The following is a 17,650-nucleotide window of genomic DNA, read 5'->3' on the forward strand; positions in this document are numbered from 1 at the left end:
TTATTTTTGATTTTAACGCTTGGTTGTATTTTTATTAACCATATTTTAAAATTTTTATTTAAATTTTGAGCTGTTTATATTTGGATTTTTTCTTTAAACTATTTCAAATGATTTTATCATTAAATAAATTAAGTAGAATATGGCCCTTCTTATAAATAGAAAAACATTCTGTTTAGGAATTTTGCTCTTTTGCTGCAATTATTCCTGGGCCAACTCGTCGCATAATATTTTTGTGATGACCTTATCCATTTTGAGTTATGCAAAGTGGAATACACCCTCACCTGAATTATGTGTTGCAGACAATCCAAATTATGCTACTCAATTTTCCAATTACGCAAAATCAAACAAATCATCTTTTAATGTAAATGCTATTCATGCAACAGATTTAAAAAGTCGTCACTGTGATGCTGTATTCTTTTCCAATATCACCGCACAAGCCGAACAGACACTCATAGATAAATCATTAAACTCCACGATTTTATCATTTAGCTCAAATAATACAGACTGTGAGATAGGAAGTGTTTTTTGTCTGTCCACAAACAAAACAGGGAATACTATTTTTAAAGTTAATTTAGATAGCTTAGCTCGATCTAAAATACATGTTGATCCGCGTGTTTTGTTACTCGCAAAAAATTCGGATTAAGATCATGATCAATAAGTTTTTTAAATCGAGCTCTTTGCAGACATTATTTCGTAAGTCACAGTTTACGACTTTTGCGATTACGCTATTCATTTGTACATCTACTTTTGTCACGATTTCAGTATTTACTGTTGAGTCTTATGCAAAGCAAAACCTATTATTAATTAGCCGCACCGTTTCAGAGCGTGTTCAACCCGCACTTGTCTTTTCAGATAAAATTGCGATTTCACAGATTATCAATGAATATACCTTCCAACATTCCGTTCGCCTTATTGAGGTATACGATGCGCAAGGACATAAAGTTTCAGAAAGTCTAAAAAATGTTGAACATTATTCTTATATTCAAAATATTTTCGACCATATTTTTTTAAAAGATGCAGTTAAGTTAAATGTACAACATCAAGGTCAATTCGTTGGGCAAGTTGTTCTTTATGGCAGCTCTAATGAAATTTTAATGTTTATCTTTAAAATTTTTATAGGATTAGCTTTTGGGATGCTGTTTATGGTTTTCGCAGTATGGTGGTCGGTCAATCTCACCTACCGTCATATCATGGGCTCAATTTCTCCAATTATTCAAATTGCGCAACTGTTAAGGAATCAAAAAGCCTATAACTTGAGATTTCCTAAAAGTGATGTTAAAGAATTTCAAGAGTTAAATAGTGTTTTCAACCAACTCCTTGATGAAATCCAGTCTTGGCATACTCATCTTCAAAATGAAAATAGCGAGCTTTCATATCAAGTTCAGCATGATCATTTAACCGAACTACCCAATCGTAGTTATTTTTATCAAGTTTTATGCAGTCTCTTTGAAGATACTCACCAACGTCAAAATTTAGCTTTACTGTTTATTGATAATAATAATTTTAAAGCCATTAATGACCAATATGGACATCTGGTGGGTGACGAAGTTTTAAAGGAAATGGCTATACGCTTAAGACGCCATATTCGCCAAGATGATTTTGTTGCGCGTCTTGCTGGTGATGAGTTTGCTATTATTTTACGTTCGATTTCTAAAATTGAGCATTTAATTTCCATCGCTGAAAACCTCATTAAATGTTGTGAAGATCCTTTAATTTACAAGGGACAAGAGATTTATTTTAGTTTCAGTCTAGGGATTGCTATTTCAAGTAAAGCCTCTAGTCCAGAAGATTTAATTTCTCAAGCAGATCAAGCGATGTATAAAGCAAAATCGCTGCAACACCATTGGTTTATTTATCATTCTTAATGTTTAGAGGATTATTATGATTACAAAAAATATACGCCTTTCTATCCTTGCTTTCGTCTGCCTAGCGCTCACAGGCTGTATGAACCTAGGTGGTCTAAGCTATAAGCAAGCACGTGTACTCAAGAAAGAAGGTTTTGTATTGACGGATGAAGGTTGGAGCTTAGGCTTACCTGAACGCTTATTGTTTGGCTTTAATGAGTCCAATATTCAACCGGAACATCAAGTTGAGTTGATTCGTTTAGCCAAACAACTCAATAAATATCACTTGGATAAACTAAAAATTGTAGGTCATACTGATAATGTAGGTAATCCTGAATACAATTTAAAATTATCCAAAGAGCGTGCTCAAAATGTCTCTGATATTTTTATTGCAGAAAAATTTAATCCTGCAAATATTCAAATTATTGGTAAAGGATCCGATCAACCCCTTAAATCCAATGATACTGAAGAACATAAGGCTGAAAATCGTCGTGTGGCCGTGATTATTATTCCTTAATCTTCTTCAATTCAAAATAGATCTCTACGGAGGTCTATTTTTTGTCTCCACTTTTAATATGAATTGAAGCAAGATAAATTTCAGGCATAAAAAAACCGCATTTAAGCGGATAATTTATATTTAAGTTTAAACTTAAATGGTCGGAGCAGTAGGATTCGAACCTACGACCCCCTGGTCCCAAACCAGGTGCACTACCAGGCTGTGCTATGCTCCGATTTTACAACAAACTCAATGAATTGGGGTGAATGATGGGGCTCGAACCCACGACAACCGGAATCACAATCCGGGGCTCTACCAACTGAGCTACATCCACCGTCACATTAAGTTTTTTAGGCTCTATAATATCAAGCAACATATGGTGCGCCTGACAGGATTCGAACCTGTGACCATCCGCTTAGAAGGCGGATGCTCTATCCAACTGAGCTACAGGCGCATGACCAATGATACAGATATCACCGTTACCTTGCCTTGAAGAATTGGTCGGAGCAGTAGGATTCGAACCTACGACCCCCTGGTCCCAAACCAGGTGCACTACCAGGCTGTGCTATGCTCCGTTCATCTCAGCTTTAGCGTATCGCACATCGTGCGGTACGGTGTGCATTCTAGGCGTGACTCCACAAGACGTCAACACCTATCTTGAAAAAAAGTTAAAAAAACAAGTCAAATGTATATTAATCAAGCATTTCAGGTGTTTTTTATACAATTTTTACCGTTTCAGTTGTGCGCTGAAGTTCAACATGCGATCTAATGGCAATTTTGCACGTTCTGCTAGAGCAGGATCAACAAATATTTCTTGATCAGCATTTTGTAAAACGGCCAAAATTCCATCGAGCTCATTCATTGCCATCCAAGGACAATGCGCACACGAACGGCATGTTGCCCCTTCACCTGCTGTTGGTGCTTCAATCAATGTTTTATTGGGTACCGCTTGTTGCATTTTATAGAAAATGCCTCGATCTGTCGCCACAATCAAGGTGTCTTGCGGTAGTGTTTGAGCTGCTTTAATTAATTGTGACGTACTGCCTACAGCATCAGCAATATCAATCACCGACTCTGGTGACTCAGGATGCACCAAAACAGCAGCATTTGGATACAGTGCCTTCATCTTGTCTATACCACGCGCACGAAACTCCTCATGCACGATACAGGCACCATCCCACAGCAGCATGTCAGCGCCCGTTTTCTTTTGAATGTAGCGCCCTAAATGTTGGTCTGGCGCCCAAATTATCTTCTCACCGAGACTGTCTAAATGTTCAATAATTTCAACAGCACAACTTGAGGTCACAACCCAATCTGCACGTGCTTTAACAGCAGCTGATGTATTGGCATAAACCACAACGGTATGCTCAGGATGTGCATCACAAAATGCAGTAAACTCGTCCACGGGACAGCCCAAATCGAGTGAGCATGTTGCCTCCAATGTTGGCATGAGCACCCTTTTTTCGGGAGAAAGTATTTTTGAAGTTTCCCCCATAAACTTTACTCCTGCGACCACCAGTGTAGATGCCTCATGATCTCGACCAAAGCGCGCCATTTCCAAGGAATCTGAAACACAACCACCTGTTGCTTCTGCAAGCTCTTGTACATCTGGATCACAGTAATAATGCGCCACTAAAACAGCATTTTGCTTTTCCAGTTCAGCCTTGATTTGATTAAACTTGTGTTGTTTCAGCTCAGGACTTAAACGATTGTCCTTTGGTTCACCTAAACGATCTAAATGCGCTTGCACAATCGATTTTGCTTCGTTGGCAATTAAATTATTCGCATCATTCATAAGAGGTCTTCTCATCCCTTGTCGCTGGCATCATGCTAGCGGTATACCTTTGTGAATTTATTGTACTTTTTACTGCACATAAATTCACCTCGAAAAATGTTTTGTTATAAAAAAGCCTCACGAATGAGGCTCAATTCAAATATCAATGCTTAAGAGCGATAGTCTGCATTAATTTTTACATAGTCATAGGATAAATCACAGGTATAGACGGTATCTTTGGCTTGTCCTCGCCCAAGATCTACACGAATTGTCATCTCAGTTTGTGACATCACGCGCGCGCCTGCTTCTTCTGTATAATCTTCTGCAGCACCACCATCTTTACAAATCTGTACGTCATCCAACCAGACTTGTATTTTTTCGACCTCCAAGTCTTTCACACCGGCATAGCCTATAGCTGCAAGAATACGCCCCCAGTTTGGATCAGATGCAAAAATTGCTGTTTTCACAAGTGGGGAATGCGCAATACTATAAGCAATATCACAACATTCCTGGGTATCATGTCCACCTTCGACAGCAACAGTAATAAACTTTGTTGCTCCCTCTCCATCACGGATGATCAGTTGCGCCAAACGCTTCATCACTCGGGATAAAACATCCAGTACCACAGTATAACGGACATCATCTTCCGTCTTGATTTCTACACCACCGGCACATCCAGTCGCTGCAAAAATACATGAATCATTGGTTGAAGTATCACCATCTACCGTAATACGGTTGAATGACTGGTCTGCACTGACTTTCAACATTTTCTGTACAAGTGTTCGTGCAATAGGCATATCTGTTGCTACAAAGCTCAACATGGTCGCCATATTCGGACGAATCATACCTGCACCTTTAGAAATGCCAGTCATGGTATAAGTAATGCCATCAAGCTCAAATTGCTCTGAAGCACCTTTGGGTGTGGTATCCGTGGTCATGATTCCAGTTGCCGCATCGTTCCAAGCATCATCCCTTAAACTTGTCAAAGCAGGCTGTAAACCCTGAGTTAAACGCTCTATCGGTAATTGCTCACCAATCACGCCTGTGGAAAATGGCAGAACTTCAAATGCTTGTACTTGTGCCAATTCAGCAAGCTTTGAGCAGGTCAATTGAGCATTCTGCATGCCCAACTTTCCCGTGCCCGCATTAGCATTACCAGTATTAATCACAAGATAACGAGGATTCGCCTGCGCCAAATGCGCTTTAGAAACATGAACAGGCGCTGCACAAAATGCATTTTGAGTAAACACTCCTGCAACATTTGTACCTTGTGAAAATTCAAAAATAACTAAATCTCGTCGATTCGGATAACGGACATACGCCTCAGCAGAGCCAATTTTTACACCTTGCACCACATGCATATGCGGCATAGACACGTCACCAACAGCCATTTTTAAATGTCCACATGAATTAAATGAGAACCACAGCTTATTAGAATTCTCGCTAAAAATCGAGCTTATTAAAAAGCTTATTTATTTTTACTATAAGAAATGCTTATTCATTTGAATATAAAATAAAAAAGCCAGTAAATTTACTGGCTTCAAACTCTGCTATCGCTGGTTATTGTTGTACTGGGGCTGTAGTATCCACAGCCAACAACGCTTGTTTTACTTTTTCTTGACTAGATGCTGAAAGTGCTGGATTTGATGCAACAACTCGATTTACTGTCGCTGGTGTTACTGCTGCAATTGCTGCCGTTTTAAGAACAATTGGACGCCCACCCGTATTTCCCAAAGTATAACGAATCCCCGTACGTGGGCTAATCACTGTGGTTGTTTCATTTTTAACTTCTGCTTGTGCTGTTACCGCACCTGTCGCTGCTTGTACTTTTTCTACGGTGGTTGTTTGTGGTGCAGTATCTGCAAATGCCAATACTGGAAGGGCTAGGGCTGCAACAAATAGAGGTTGTAATCGTTTTTTCATTGTCTTTCCGAATATCTATTCAATTGAGCAACTTAATACCATTTTATTATATTTCCTGCAATCAAAATTAACTCACGGTAATAACTTGTAAAAAAAGCAGAACAATTGTTCTGCTTTTTGGTTAATTTTCAGTTGGCTTAATTAATTTTACCGTGACACTGTTTATATTTCAGACCAGAACCACATGGACATGGTGCATTGCGACTTTCAGGCGGTTCGATCACCACATCATCTGCAAATTGTGCATCAACCACATCATGGTTGATGCTTGCACTTAAGCCATCTACATCTTCATGCGCAAAATTAAGACGCATTGCATCTGCTTGTGCTTGTTGTTGAGCTTCCATTTCTGCAAGTTCTTCCGGTGTCGGGATATGAACACGAGAAATATCAGTCACCACATCTGACTTAATCACACCTAACATATTAACGAATAAGTTAAATGCTTCTTTCTTGTATTCCTGCTCAGGATTCTTTTGCGCATAACCACGCAAGTGAATGCCTTGACGTAGATAATCCATCGCTGCCAAATGATCTTTCCAGTGACGATCTAAGGAACCCAACATAAAATGACGTTCTAATGTTGCTGCTGTTTCAGCACCCATTTGCTCACGACGACCACGATAACGCTCTACAATCTCATCCGAAATACGCTCAACCAAAGCTTCTTCATCAAGACGACGGTCTTCTTCCAACCAACGATTAACAGGAAGATCAATACCCAAGTCTTCTTTCAATGCATTTTCCAACCCATCGATATCCCATTGATCGTGGATCGACTCAGGTGGAATATAGGTCTCAATTAAACCTTTTACAACTTCGCGATGCATTTCTTCAATATAATCTTGAAGTGAACTTTCTTCTAAAATCTCATCCCGTTGAGAGTAAATAATCTTACGCTGTTCGTTATTGACATCATCATATTTCAATAAGTTTTTACGAATATCGAAGTTACGTGCTTCAACCTTACGCTGCGCATTTTCAATCGAACGCGATACCATCTTATGTTCAATGGCTTCATTCTCTTGCAGCCCCATTGCACGCATCATTGCAACAACCCGATCACCTGCGAAAATACGCATCAAATCATCTTCTAAAGACAAGAAGAAACGTGAAACACCTGGATCACCTTGACGACCGGAACGACCACGCAACTGATTATCAATACGGCGAGATTCATGACGCTCAGAACCGATGATATGTAAACCACCTGAACTCAACACCATTTCATTGTTGTGTTCCCATTCTGCTTTTAGACGTGCTTCATCTTCAGCAGTAGGGTGTTCAATTTTCGCCAGTTTAGCTTTCCAGTTACCACCCAACAGAATATCTGTACCACGACCTGCCATGTTTGTCGCAATGGTAACAGCGCGTGGTGAACCTGCTTGCGCAATAATGTCCGCCTCACGTTCATGCTGTTTAGCATTCAGCACTTCATGTGCAATGCCTGCTTCTTTCAACTTATCCGATAAAATTTCTGAAGCTTCAATCGTTGCAGTACCGATCAGAATTGGAGCAACACCCGCCTCATGGATCTTTTGAATCTCTTCAATAATCGCGTTGTATTTACCATTACGATTTAAATAAATTAAATCATTTTGGTCATTTCGGATCATTGGACGATGTGTCGGAATAAGTACAACATCCAAGCCGTAAATTTCTTTCATTTCCGCAGCTTCAGTATCAGCGGTACCTGTCATACCTGAAAGCTTTTTGTATAAACGGAAATAGTTCTGGAAAGTTGTAGTCGCTAAAGTCTGGTTTTCAGGTTGAACATCCAAGCCTTCTTTCGCTTCAACTGCCTGATGCAGACCTTCAGACCAACGACGTCCTGGCATGGTACGACCTGTATTCTCATCGACAATAATCACTTCGCCATCATGAACGATGTAGTGAACATTGCGTTGATACAGGAAATGCGCACGAATAGCGGCTGACACATGATGAACAAGATTAAGATTTGATGGTGAATATAAACTTTCACCTTCAGCCAACAAACCCATTTTGATTAATTCATCTTCTACAGTTTCATAACCGACTTCGGTCATTTCTACTTGACGTTGTTTTTCATCAATCCAGAAATGTCCACCATCAGCGACTTTTTCTTCTTTCTGCGCATGGAGTTTGGGTGGAATACTATTGATTGCGACATACAATTGTGACGAGTCATCACTTTGACCAGAAATAATCAACGGGGTACGCGCTTCATCAATCAAGATCGAATCGACCTCATCGATAATCGCATAAATCAAACCACGTTGCTTTTTCTCCGCCATTGAGAAAACCATGTTATCGCGAAGATAATCGAAACCAAATTCGTTATTGGTACCATAGGTAATATCTGAACGATAAGCTTCAGCCTTTTCGATCGGTGATTGCATTGAATAAATCACCCCGACCGTTAAACCGAGGAACTCATAAAGCGGGCGGTTTAATTCAGCATCACGTTGCGCCAAATAATCATTGACCGTAATAACATGTACACCCTGCTCACTAATCGCATTGAGATAGACAGCCAAAGTTCCCATGAGGGTTTTACCTTCACCTGTACGCATCTCTGCAATTTTACCTTCGTGCAAAGTAATACCACCAATGAGCTGCACATCATAATGACGCATGCCCATAACACGCTTTGCTGCTTCTCGACATACAGCAAACGCTTCTGGCATCAATTTATCTAGGCTTTCACCATTCTTATATCTTTGTTTGAATTCTTCAGTTTTTGCAGATAAGTCTGCATCGCTGAGTGCAGATATCGTCGGCTCGAGCGCATTGATCTTATCGACAATTTTACGCATACGTTTTAGTTCGCGCTCGTTTTTAGTACCGAAGATTCCTCCGATCAGACTTGCCAACATATAAACTCTCTAAATCTTGTAAAATAAATTTTTCTCAGACGATATTATGGTGTTAGAAATTTGAAGTACAAGGGTTTTGCACAAATCCTATCAAAAAAATCTGACGACCAGTTCGGTACGCATGAGTTAAAGCGCCTTAATGTAGCAAATTTAACCGATATTTACAGCGCAGTTGTGCGCAATTCCATGTTTTTTTCACATCCTAATTCTTTATATCTATTTTTTTCATAAAGAAATAAAAAAACACTATTTTTAATTATAAAAAAACTGCGCAATAGTATTTTGGACGAGCTAAATAACAGATGACTTTTCTTAATTTTGAGGTTTTATCATGACTCTACGACTAGGTGACATCGCACCAGATTTCACACAAGAATCCAGCGAAGGTCCCATTCATTTCTATGATTATTTGGGCGACAGTTGGGGAATTCTTTTTTCTCATCCAGCGGACTATACACCAGTATGTACCACAGAACTTGGCTATACGGCAAAATTAAAGAATGAGTTTGATAAGCGCGGAGTTAAAGCAATCGCACTTTCAGTAGATGATGTTGAATCTCACCGCGGTTGGATCAATGACATCAATGAAACACAGAACACGCAGGTTAATTTTCCAATTCTGGCCGATAAAGATCGTAAAGTTTCAACACTATATGATTTTATCCACCCCAATGCCAGTGAAACGCTGACTGTACGTTCTTTAATTATCATTGACCCAAATAAGAAAGTCCGCTTAATTATTACTTATCCAGCATCAACAGGACGCAACTTCAATGAAATATTACGTGTGGTTGATTCATTACAACTCACAGATAACTATAAAGTTGCAACACCTGCGAACTGGCAAGATGGGGAGGATGTAGTTATCGTACCATCCCTTAAAGATGAAGCAGAGTTAAAAGAACGCTTCCCAAAAGGCTATACGGCGGTTAAACCCTATCTGCGTCTTACGCCACAACCAAATAAATGAAACGACAAATCCATAAATAATGTGTTGCCATGATTTTTAAAAGATCACATTCGATATGTGGTCTTTTTTCTATACTATTTCACACTTAAAATCCAACACCCTGCACATTGGCAATGGCACTTAAATTTAAAACAAAAAAAGGCACCGAAGTGCCTTTGACTTAATTAACCTTCAATTAGGCTGGAATACGTAAAACCTGCCCTGGGAAAATATCATCTGCGTTTTTCAATAATGGGCGATTGGCTTCAAAAATTTTATTATACTGATTTGGATCACCATAAAATTCTTTTGAAATCTTAGATAAGTTATCACCCGATTTCACCGTATAGAATTTACTTTCCGGTTCTGGTGTGGCAACAGTCATCTGATCATCTACTTGAGCAACATGATCCACATTACCAATCGCAAGCACGATTTTCTCTTTATCTGCTTGGCTTTGCACTTGACCGCGTACTGTCGCTAAATCTGTCTGAGAGTTATAGCTTACAGATAAGCCCTCTATAGATAAGCCCAGGCTTTTAACCAAACCTAATAGTTTATTGGCAACTTCTTGTGCAGAAGGTTCTGCTGGTGTTGCTGGCGCTGCTTGTGGCTCAGCAGGGGCTGTGTTTTTTTTACCAATACCTTTTACAAAATCAAAAAGACCCATTTATGTTCTCCATATTTATTGGAACTTGTTTTACTGTGAACTTTTATAAAAATTTATAAACTCTATTTTTATAACTAAAAAACCGATAAAAAAACGTTGTCATTGGTGACAGAAAAGTAACGGTATGTAACCACTATTTTTTTGATTTTTAAAGTTCTTTACCCATTATTTTATGTATAAAAGATTTCAAAGAAAATCTCCTCCTACTATACATTCACACATAAAAAAACCACCTTTACGGTGGTTTTTACGCATAACAACGACATGTTATACAATCAATGCATTAACCAAGTTTTTTAGTTACATAGTCGATCGCTGATTGAACAGTCGTGATTTCGTTAGAATCTTCATCAGGAATAGTGATGTCGAAGTCATTTTCGAAAGACATAACAAGTTCTACTAAGTCTAGAGAATCAGCACCCAAATCATCCATGAAAGATGCTTCGTTTTTGATTTCTTCAGCTTTGATACCTAATTGTTCTGCAACAGCTTGTTTAATGCGTTGTTCGATATCGCTCACAGGAATTCTCCTCATTGCTTGTGGCGGCTTTTAATTGCCTGATAGTTTAATTGAATATTTACTTTTTTCAAAGTTTATACATCGCATTACGCCATGTATAAACCACCATTTACGTGTAATACTGTGCCTGTAATGTAACTAGCTTTGTCCGAAGCTAAGAAACTCACCGCATCTGCAATATCTTTTGGCTCACCAAAACGACTTAAAGCAACTTGATCACTCATTTTTTTACGAATGTCTTCGCTTAATTGTTCAGTCATTTCAGTCGCGATAAAACCCGGAGCAATGCAATTAACGGTAATCTGACGACTACCCATCTCTTTTGCAAGGCTACGACTAAACGCTTCAATGCCTGCTTTTGCAGCAGAATAGTTGGCTTGACCTGGGTTAGCAAAATGCGCAACCACTGAACTAATATTGATAATACGTCCAAAACGAGCTTTGGTCATACCTTTCAATACCCGTTTAGACAACCGGAAAACAGCTTTTAGATGAATGTTGAGAATATCGTCCCAATCATCTTCCGACATACGCAATAATAAATTATCTTTGGTAATACCCGCATTATTGACCAGCACCATCACTGAACCATATTTTTGCTCAATGTCAGATACCAATGCATCGATGGCTGTACCATCACGTACATCAAGTACTGCACCAACACCCTGCTCAGCAAATGCTGTAGAAAGTTTTTCTGCACCTGCTTCAGATGTTGCCGTACCGACAACAAAATAACCATCTTGAATTAACTGTTGAGCAATGGCTGCCCCAATCCCTCGGCTTGCGCCTGTCACTAATGCGACTTTACGTTCTTGTGTCATGCGATTTTCCCTTCAGCCACTAAGATGGCATTTAGTGCATCTTCCATACGTGCTTGCGTATCAAGTGGAAATGCCTTTTCAATATTAGGTAAACGTTTTGCTAAATTTGCCAGTACATTACCCGGTCCACATTCTGCAACATACTGAATGCCTTGATCTTGTATGAACTGCATGGTTTTGGTCCATTGCACAGATTGGTACAACTGCGCTGTAAGCGCCTGACGCAACTGTGTGGTATCTGTAGCAATTTCAGCGTTGACATTTTGTATTACAGGAATGCTTGGAAGCTCAATGGCAGTTTGTTCCAAAGCTTCTGCAAACTGTTCAGCAGCGGGCTTCATCAACGAACAATGGGAAGGTACGGATACAGGTAATGCGATCGCTTTGCCACCGTTTTCTTTTGCCGCGACCATAACTGCTTCCACCAGCGTCTTATCACCGGCAATCACGACTTGCCCCTGTGCATTGTAGTTTGCCGCTTCAACTGAGCCACGCCCTTGCACATTGGCTTGTTCACACAGTTCAATGACTTTTGCATCATCCAAACCAAGAATCGCAGCCATTGCACCTTGCCCTTGAGGCACTGCTGACTGCATCAACTGACCACGTAGATTGACCAGTTTAACAGCATCGACCAATGTCATTGCATCTGCGGCAACCAACGCGCTGTATTCTCCCAGGGAATGACCTGCAAGATACTTTGGTGCAACACCACCTAAATCCAACCATACGCGCCAGAGCGCAATACTTGCTGTTAACAATACAGGTTGAGTGTTTTCAGTTTGATCTAAACCCTCACCACTTTGCGCAATGTGCCATAAATCAAAACCAATGGCATCTGAAGCTTCAGCAAAGGTTTCTTGTACACCACTAAACTGTTCTGCAAGTTCAGCAAGCATACCTACTTTTTGTGACCCTTGACCTGGAAACAAAAATGCAGTTTTGGTTGCTTGAGCTGCTTGTTCGAGTCGTTTGGCAGACATATAAAAAGTCCCTTATTTAATCTTGATCGTTTCCGATGCGGCAATTTTACAGAAAAAAAAAATTTTATTTAATTGCGAAATACAACAAAAAATACGCATATACAAAACAAAAAAAGGGAGCTTTCGCTCCCATTTTTTCACTAAGCTTACGCCTAATGCGTCAACAATTATTCAGCATCAGCTGCTTTAGCGAATAATTGACGACCACGGTAGAAACCATCTTTAGTCACATGGTGACGGCGGTGAGTTTCACCTGAAGTTTGGTCTACAGTTAATGCATTCTCGGTTAAAGCGTCATGTGAACGGCGCATGTCACGGCGAGAGCGACTTTTACGGTTTTGCTGAACGGCCATGATGGCTCCTTACAAATCGAAAAAATGGATCAGAACAAATTCGGTTGTCTTAACTTAACAGTATAACACAAAATTTAGTTAAGTTTACCCTTCAAACTTGCCAAAACATCAAACGGGTTATCCCGTTTTTCTTCAACAATGTCCTGAACGGCTGGCTGATGCTTATGTTCGCAAGCGTCATGCTTAGGAGACAAAGGCATCAACAATAACAATTCATCTTCTAAAAGTGCAAGTAAATCAACAGTCGCAGGAGTATTGGTTAAATAATCTCCCTTGGTTGTCGCTTCACTTTCACCTAATACGATGAAATCAGCATCCTCATCCAAGCGCTCTATCAGTGACTCATCATCTATTAAAGCCAAATGGAAATCAGAAACCAGAGGAATTTCAACAGAATCCAGACAACGCTGGCACTCCATCGGAACTTTAGTATCTACATGACCATCCAACCATACGATACGATGATACGCATCCATTGATAGCTTACAGTCTATATTGATCAATTGATCATCAATTGATCCAACAGCTTCACGGGAAATACGAACAAAGCGAGACAATGGCAGTGTACCTGACCATGTAAAGCCTTGTTCAGCCCATTTAAACGGCTCTATCTGTGCCGGAAAGGTATTTGCTGACATAATTAAGGCGGCAATTCTACAAATTCATAGGTACTCTGTCAAAGATTAAGATACAATTTTGTACTTATTTAGACAGATCTCTTGAGTAATACAAGCCATGCATCAGTTGCAGCCGCAACCTGAAGTCACTACTTCATTACAGTTTAACACCCGCTTAACCTCTGAAAACACATTGAATGTGACCGATGTGCAACGCTCCCAATGGGAGAATTTACAAACAGAAGCCCAGCAAGTAGATTGGCTTATCTTACACTTTAATCGTTGGTTTTCCCACCTAAATGTGACGCTTGTTCGTGGTGATTTTGAACCTGAATATTTTCCGGCAACAAAAGACCAGCCCGCTCGCATTCAATTTGCACATGGATTTTTCAATAGTGCTTTACATGAAATTAGTCATTGGACCATTGCCGGCGAACAACGTCGATTATTGCCTGATTTAGGCTATTGGTATGCGCCAGACGGTCGTACAGCTCAACAACAAGCATTGTTTGAACAAGTCGAAATCAAACCTCAAGCCATAGAATGGCTATTCTCTAAAGCATTTGGACGCAAGTTTCGAGTCTCACTGGATAATCTCACTGGAGAAGGTGGTGATGGTGCTGCATTTAAAGACCATGTTTACGCTCAGGTGCAACGCTTTTTCTCTGGTGAAAGCAAGCTTCCCCGAGATGCAAAACACTTTATTGAATGTATTTGTGCCTACACTCGAAGTGGCAAAACATTACAAAGTGCTGAATTTAATCGAAAGGATTTAGACAACTAATCCAATACATTGTCTCAACCATCTTCATCAACTCTCTTGACCATCTTGATTTTGTGCTGACGATGTAACTGACAATCATGATTCACTCTTCAGCACCAGATCGAACCCGCTTTTAGTGAATGCCATATTCAGCATACATTCATCATGCATCTAAGATTATTGACTGATGTTATGTAGCTGGTATGAATTGGCTTTACCCATACTGAAAATATAGACGCACACGACAGAGTCTTACACCAAAAGTTTAAGTTTAGAGAATAACCTTCAGTTAGACCTGTTTTTTCAAAATGAGAGCAAAGCTCCGTAAAGGCAACCATCTTGTGCAGCGACATCGCTGTTCACCGCACAACTCGACCATGTCCGTCAAAATATTCTGAGTATCACAGATACTTTAGAAATGAAAAGCAACCCTGCCTCAGACAATTGCAGATGATGTCCGCGTATCTACTTTTTTCAAGAGACAAATATGATTTAGCGTTGCCATATAACATCAGTGATTAAAATACTCATGGATTCAAATAAAATTACAAATAATGGTGTTCTTAACCATTTATTTTCAATACCATATATGAATAGATAATAAATCAGGAGAATAAATATGCTGCATTTAAGAGTACATCCTGACAACCCTCAACCGCGTTTAATCAGTCAAGCTGTCGAAAGAATTCGAGCAGGTGATGTTGTGGTCTATCCAACAGATGCTGCTTATGCCATAGGTTGCCAGATTGGAAATAAAAATGCCATGGAACGTATCACTCAGATTCGTGGTCTGGGGGCTAAACATCAATACGCCATTATTTGTGCAGACTTATCAGATATTGCGACCTATGCCAAAGTAGACAATGCAATGTATCGCCTGCTGAAAGCCAATACACCCGCAGTTACCACTTATATTTTACCGGCAACCAGTGAAGTACCTCGTCGCTTAATGCATCCAAAGAAAAAAACCATTGGTTTACGTGTACCAAGCAATCCCGTCTGTCAAATGTTGTTAAAAGAATTAGGCGAACCCTTATTGACCAGTACATTAGTTTTGCCAGGTCAAGATACACCAATGGATGATCCTTATGATATTGAACAACAACTTGAAAAACGTATTGATGTTTTTATTGATAGTGGTTTAGGTACTTTAACCACAACCAGTATTGTTGACTTGTCAGGTACAAATCCTGAAATTATCCGTCGTGGTGTCGGTGATGTCAGCGCTTTTGAATAAGCGCCGATCATTTTTCCCAAACTTTTTAGAAGTCAGATCAAATGGATCTGTTTACCGCCATACTGAATATTCATAAATTGCAGATTCAGCAAAGTCTATTTGTAGAACAGCCGTGGACGCCAGAATCTCTGGTCAAATTACAGGATATACCGGTCAATAGAAAAATACGGAATGACAATTTCACTTACTTCTTAGATGTTGTGGAAATTAAATCTTTGCTCTTGCGTCTTGAATCTCGAAATACGTGTTTAAGAGATATATGTCATTTAATCATTGAACATGCTATCGAAAACAGTAAATTCATTGAATAACATTAAAACCCAGATTCAACGAAAAGTTGTTGATCACTTTTTGTATATTTTTAGATTGGTATTTTTGCTAATTCAGTTTATAAACAAAGCATAATCCTAAAAACAAAGTGTCATTATGATATACAACATTCATCACTTGCATTGTGGAACGATGTGCCCAATCTGTGCACCACTGTATGGACAAAAAGGTTTACATGCCAAAATGGTCTGTCATTGTCTGTTGGTGGAAACGGATAAGGGATTGGTACTCATCGATACGGGTTTTGGGAGTCAAGATTATCTTCACCCTCAAGCACGTCTAGGTCGATTATTTGCAAAGATGAGTGCAATTCAATTTGATTTCTCACTGACCGCAGTTGCACAAATTCAACAACTCGGTTTCCAGCCTTCTGATGTGAAACATATTTTAGTCAGTCATTTGGATTTGGATCATGCTGGAGGGATTTCAGACTTTCCTCAAGCCACGATTCATATTCTATCCAGTGAGTATAATGCAGCTCAGAACCTCTCGATGATGAATAAATTACGTTATCGCCCACAACAATTTAAAAATCATCGTCACTGGAACTTCCTTGAACCCAAGAATGGAGAATCTTGGTTTAATTTCCACAAGGTTCAGGGTTTTCACATATTTAATGATGAAATTTTACTGATTCCATTACTGGGACATACCACAGGTCATTGTGGCATAGCGATTAAACAACAAAATGGATGGGTTTTCTTTTGTGGTGATGCCTATTACAGTCATTTGGAATTAGATCCAAATCATAAACTTCCACTACTGGATAAGCTGGAACGCTTGTTCGCAGAGAACAATACAGCCCGTTTAAAAACACTTGCTGAAATACAACATCTTGCCCAAAATGAGCCACATATTGAAATAATCTGTGCGCATGACCCAGTTGAACTTGACCGATACCTCGTAAAATAATCATGAGATTGAAATTACTTGCCTCGACCACCTTGATCTGCCTCAGTTTAAATTTGACAGGCTGCATCACCACATCAACACTTCCTGATCATCAACGTCCTCAACAATGGGGCACTGTGGTGAATAAACACTATAATTTCTATCGTATCAGTGACACAGTTTTTCGGAGTGAACAGCCCAGCAAAGAGATTATCCCTGCTTTAGAAGAGCATAATATCACTGTGGTGATCAATTTAAGGAGCCGTGATCGGGATAAAACTGTTTTGGCACAACATGGCTTTGAATTGGTGCATGTTCCAATCAATACTTGGGCAATAGATCGTGATGATTTACTTCAAGTCATGAAAACGATTCAAATCGCACAAAGAAACCATAAAAAAGTCCTGATTCATTGTTATCACGGCTCGGATCGTACTGGGGCAAGTGTTGCCATGTATCGCATTATTTTTGAAAACTGGTCAGTCGATGATGCACTAAAAGAAATGAAACATGGTGGTTATGGCTTTCATCCAATTTGGATCAATATTGAAAAAATTTTTACCCCTGAAAATATAAGATGGATCCGTGAGCAACTCACGAATCCATCTTGAATGACCCCAT

General features: G+C 39.5%; 19 protein-coding genes and 4 tRNA genes. 9 read left to right on the forward strand and 14 right to left on the reverse strand.

Annotation, left to right across the window (positions count from 1 at the left end):
• Nucleotides 1–139 precede the first annotated feature (139 nt).
• Genes IMO47_RS18505 through IMO47_RS18515 form a run of 3 tightly spaced genes read left to right on the forward strand, consistent with a single transcriptional unit; the run spans nucleotide 140 to nucleotide 2,361 of the window.
• Nucleotides 140–643 carry a YfiR family protein gene (locus tag IMO47_RS18505; RefSeq protein ID WP_196077340.1) on the forward strand — a complete coding sequence of 168 codons (504 nt, stop codon included), beginning with the start codon at nucleotides 140–142 and terminating at the stop codon, nucleotides 641–643.
• A gap of 4 nt (nucleotides 644–647) precedes the next feature.
• Nucleotides 648–1,865 (forward strand): sensor domain-containing diguanylate cyclase, encoded by a 1,218-nt coding sequence (locus tag IMO47_RS18510; RefSeq protein WP_196077341.1) that lies wholly within the window; start codon nucleotides 648–650, stop codon nucleotides 1,863–1,865.
• A 16-nt stretch (nucleotides 1,866–1,881) separates the two neighbouring features.
• Nucleotides 1,882–2,361 (forward strand): OmpA family protein, encoded by a 480-nt coding sequence (locus IMO47_RS18515; RefSeq protein WP_196077342.1) that lies wholly within the window; start codon nucleotides 1,882–1,884, stop codon nucleotides 2,359–2,361.
• A gap of 137 nt (nucleotides 2,362–2,498) precedes the next feature.
• Here the strand turns inward: IMO47_RS18515 and IMO47_RS18520 are convergent.
• From IMO47_RS18520 to secA, 8 genes are all read right to left on the reverse strand, one after another.
• Nucleotides 2,499–2,575: transfer RNA gene (locus tag IMO47_RS18520), tRNA-Pro, on the reverse strand.
• A gap of 23 nt (nucleotides 2,576–2,598) precedes the next feature.
• Nucleotides 2,599–2,674 (reverse strand) — tRNA-His (locus tag IMO47_RS18525).
• A gap of 43 nt (nucleotides 2,675–2,717) precedes the next feature.
• A tRNA-Arg gene (locus IMO47_RS18530) sits at nucleotides 2,718–2,794 on the reverse strand.
• 44 nt (nucleotides 2,795–2,838) lie between these two features.
• A tRNA-Pro gene (locus IMO47_RS18535) sits at nucleotides 2,839–2,915 on the reverse strand.
• A gap of 152 nt (nucleotides 2,916–3,067) precedes the next feature.
• Nucleotides 3,068–4,135 carry a quinolinate synthase NadA gene (nadA, locus tag IMO47_RS18540; RefSeq protein ID WP_196077343.1) on the reverse strand — a complete coding sequence of 356 codons (1,068 nt, stop codon included), beginning with the start codon at nucleotides 4,133–4,135 and terminating at the stop codon, nucleotides 3,068–3,070.
• A 149-nt stretch (nucleotides 4,136–4,284) separates the two neighbouring features.
• Nucleotides 4,285–5,505, reverse strand: a complete 1,221-nt coding sequence (argJ, locus tag IMO47_RS18545; RefSeq protein ID WP_196077344.1) for a bifunctional glutamate N-acetyltransferase/amino-acid acetyltransferase ArgJ — start codon at nucleotides 5,503–5,505, stop codon at nucleotides 4,285–4,287.
• Between the two features lie 169 nt (nucleotides 5,506–5,674).
• Nucleotides 5,675–6,037: a hypothetical protein gene (locus IMO47_RS18550; RefSeq protein ID WP_196077345.1), complete on the reverse strand. Its 363-nt coding sequence runs from the start codon at nucleotides 6,035–6,037 to the stop codon at nucleotides 5,675–5,677.
• A gap of 137 nt (nucleotides 6,038–6,174) precedes the next feature.
• Nucleotides 6,175–8,895, reverse strand: coding sequence for a preprotein translocase subunit SecA (secA, locus tag IMO47_RS18555; protein ID WP_196077346.1), 2,721 nt, complete (start codon nucleotides 8,893–8,895; stop codon nucleotides 6,175–6,177).
• A gap of 331 nt (nucleotides 8,896–9,226) precedes the next feature.
• Here secA and IMO47_RS18560 point away from each other — a divergent pair, with 331 nt between their 5' ends.
• The gene (locus IMO47_RS18560) at nucleotides 9,227–9,865 is read left to right on the forward strand and encodes a peroxiredoxin (RefSeq protein WP_196077505.1); all 639 of its coding nucleotides are present in this window, start codon (nucleotides 9,227–9,229) and stop codon (nucleotides 9,863–9,865) included.
• Between the two features lie 175 nt (nucleotides 9,866–10,040).
• On the opposite strand, the gene lysM is transcribed toward IMO47_RS18560, so the two are convergent.
• The 6 genes from lysM to IMO47_RS18590 form a co-directional block, all read right to left on the reverse strand.
• Nucleotides 10,041–10,514, reverse strand: a complete 474-nt coding sequence (gene lysM / locus IMO47_RS18565) for a peptidoglycan-binding protein LysM (RefSeq protein ID WP_196077506.1) — start codon at nucleotides 10,512–10,514, stop codon at nucleotides 10,041–10,043.
• A gap of 283 nt (nucleotides 10,515–10,797) precedes the next feature.
• Nucleotides 10,798–11,034, reverse strand: a complete 237-nt coding sequence (acpP, locus tag IMO47_RS18570; RefSeq protein WP_004723957.1) for an acyl carrier protein — start codon at nucleotides 11,032–11,034, stop codon at nucleotides 10,798–10,800.
• A gap of 86 nt (nucleotides 11,035–11,120) precedes the next feature.
• Entirely contained in the window at nucleotides 11,121–11,855 is a 735-nt protein-coding gene (gene fabG / locus IMO47_RS18575; protein ID WP_196077507.1) for a 3-oxoacyl-ACP reductase FabG, read from the reverse strand.
• Nucleotides 11,852–12,838 (reverse strand): ACP S-malonyltransferase, encoded by a 987-nt coding sequence (fabD, locus tag IMO47_RS18580; RefSeq protein WP_196077508.1) that lies wholly within the window; start codon nucleotides 12,836–12,838, stop codon nucleotides 11,852–11,854. The genes fabG and fabD overlap by 4 nt, the downstream gene beginning before the upstream one ends.
• A gap of 167 nt (nucleotides 12,839–13,005) precedes the next feature.
• Nucleotides 13,006–13,191 carry a 50S ribosomal protein L32 gene (gene rpmF, locus IMO47_RS18585; RefSeq protein WP_004830240.1) on the reverse strand — a complete coding sequence of 62 codons (186 nt, stop codon included), beginning with the start codon at nucleotides 13,189–13,191 and terminating at the stop codon, nucleotides 13,006–13,008.
• A 74-nt stretch (nucleotides 13,192–13,265) separates the two neighbouring features.
• Nucleotides 13,266–13,829: a YceD family protein gene (locus tag IMO47_RS18590; RefSeq protein WP_005031131.1), complete on the reverse strand. Its 564-nt coding sequence runs from the start codon at nucleotides 13,827–13,829 to the stop codon at nucleotides 13,266–13,268.
• Between the two features lie 97 nt (nucleotides 13,830–13,926).
• Between IMO47_RS18590 and IMO47_RS18595 the strand changes: the two genes are divergently transcribed.
• The 5 genes from IMO47_RS18595 (at nucleotide 13,927) to IMO47_RS18615 (ending at nucleotide 17,640) form a co-directional block, all read left to right on the forward strand.
• Nucleotides 13,927–14,592 carry an elongation factor P hydroxylase gene (locus tag IMO47_RS18595; protein WP_196077509.1) on the forward strand — a complete coding sequence of 222 codons (666 nt, stop codon included), beginning with the start codon at nucleotides 13,927–13,929 and terminating at the stop codon, nucleotides 14,590–14,592.
• 598 nt (nucleotides 14,593–15,190) lie between these two features.
• The gene (locus IMO47_RS18600; RefSeq protein WP_196077510.1) at nucleotides 15,191–15,808 is read left to right on the forward strand and encodes an L-threonylcarbamoyladenylate synthase; all 618 of its coding nucleotides are present in this window, start codon (nucleotides 15,191–15,193) and stop codon (nucleotides 15,806–15,808) included.
• Between the two features lie 41 nt (nucleotides 15,809–15,849).
• A complete protein-coding gene (locus IMO47_RS18605) occupies nucleotides 15,850–16,119 on the forward strand; it encodes a hypothetical protein (RefSeq protein ID WP_196077511.1) in 270 nt (89 codons plus the stop codon).
• A 115-nt stretch (nucleotides 16,120–16,234) separates the two neighbouring features.
• Nucleotides 16,235–17,050 carry an MBL fold metallo-hydrolase gene (locus IMO47_RS18610; protein WP_196077512.1) on the forward strand — a complete coding sequence of 272 codons (816 nt, stop codon included), beginning with the start codon at nucleotides 16,235–16,237 and terminating at the stop codon, nucleotides 17,048–17,050.
• A 2-nt stretch (nucleotides 17,051–17,052) separates the two neighbouring features.
• A complete protein-coding gene (locus tag IMO47_RS18615) occupies nucleotides 17,053–17,640 on the forward strand; it encodes a dual specificity protein phosphatase family protein (RefSeq protein ID WP_196077513.1) in 588 nt (195 codons plus the stop codon).
• Nucleotides 17,641–17,650 lie beyond the last annotated feature (10 nt).

This window comes from Acinetobacter sp. Res13-Abat-PEC15-P4-01, assembly GCF_015676285.1.
Taxonomy (GTDB): Bacteria; Pseudomonadota; Gammaproteobacteria; order Pseudomonadales; family Moraxellaceae; genus Acinetobacter; species Acinetobacter nematophilus.

Bases quoted from the DNA above. Each gene is read 5' to 3' on its own strand.
- IMO47_RS18505 (WP_196077340.1), top strand. From the start codon at position 140: ATGGCCCTTCTTATAAATAGAAAAACATTCTGTTTAGGAATTTTGCTC.
- IMO47_RS18510 (WP_196077341.1), top strand. From the start codon at position 648: ATGATCAATAAGTTTTTTAAATCGAGCTCTTTGCAGACATTATTTCGT.
- IMO47_RS18515 (WP_196077342.1), top strand. From the start codon at position 1,882: ATGATTACAAAAAATATACGCCTTTCTATCCTTGCTTTCGTCTGCCTA.
- nadA (WP_196077343.1), bottom strand. From the start codon at position 4,135: ATGAATGATGCGAATAATTTAATTGCCAACGAAGCAAAATCGATTGTG.
- argJ (WP_196077344.1), bottom strand. From the start codon at position 5,505: ATGGCTGTTGGTGACGTGTCTATGCCGCATATGCATGTGGTGCAAGGT.
- IMO47_RS18550 (WP_196077345.1), bottom strand. From the start codon at position 6,037: ATGAAAAAACGATTACAACCTCTATTTGTTGCAGCCCTAGCCCTTCCA.
- secA (WP_196077346.1), bottom strand. From the start codon at position 8,895: ATGTTGGCAAGTCTGATCGGAGGAATCTTCGGTACTAAAAACGAGCGC.
- IMO47_RS18560 (WP_196077505.1), top strand. From the start codon at position 9,227: ATGACTCTACGACTAGGTGACATCGCACCAGATTTCACACAAGAATCC.
- lysM (WP_196077506.1), bottom strand. From the start codon at position 10,514: ATGGGTCTTTTTGATTTTGTAAAAGGTATTGGTAAAAAAAACACAGCC.
- fabG (WP_196077507.1), bottom strand. From the start codon at position 11,855: ATGACACAAGAACGTAAAGTCGCATTAGTGACAGGCGCAAGCCGAGGG.
- fabD (WP_196077508.1), bottom strand. From the start codon at position 12,838: ATGTCTGCCAAACGACTCGAACAAGCAGCTCAAGCAACCAAAACTGCA.
- rpmF (WP_004830240.1), bottom strand. From the start codon at position 13,191: ATGGCCGTTCAGCAAAACCGTAAAAGTCGCTCTCGCCGTGACATGCGC.
- IMO47_RS18590 (WP_005031131.1), bottom strand. From the start codon at position 13,829: ATGTCAGCAAATACCTTTCCGGCACAGATAGAGCCGTTTAAATGGGCT.
- IMO47_RS18595 (WP_196077509.1), top strand. From the start codon at position 13,927: ATGCATCAGTTGCAGCCGCAACCTGAAGTCACTACTTCATTACAGTTT.
- IMO47_RS18600 (WP_196077510.1), top strand. From the start codon at position 15,191: ATGCTGCATTTAAGAGTACATCCTGACAACCCTCAACCGCGTTTAATC.
- IMO47_RS18605 (WP_196077511.1), top strand. From the start codon at position 15,850: ATGGATCTGTTTACCGCCATACTGAATATTCATAAATTGCAGATTCAG.
- IMO47_RS18610 (WP_196077512.1), top strand. From the start codon at position 16,235: ATGATATACAACATTCATCACTTGCATTGTGGAACGATGTGCCCAATC.
- IMO47_RS18615 (WP_196077513.1), top strand. From the start codon at position 17,053: ATGAGATTGAAATTACTTGCCTCGACCACCTTGATCTGCCTCAGTTTA.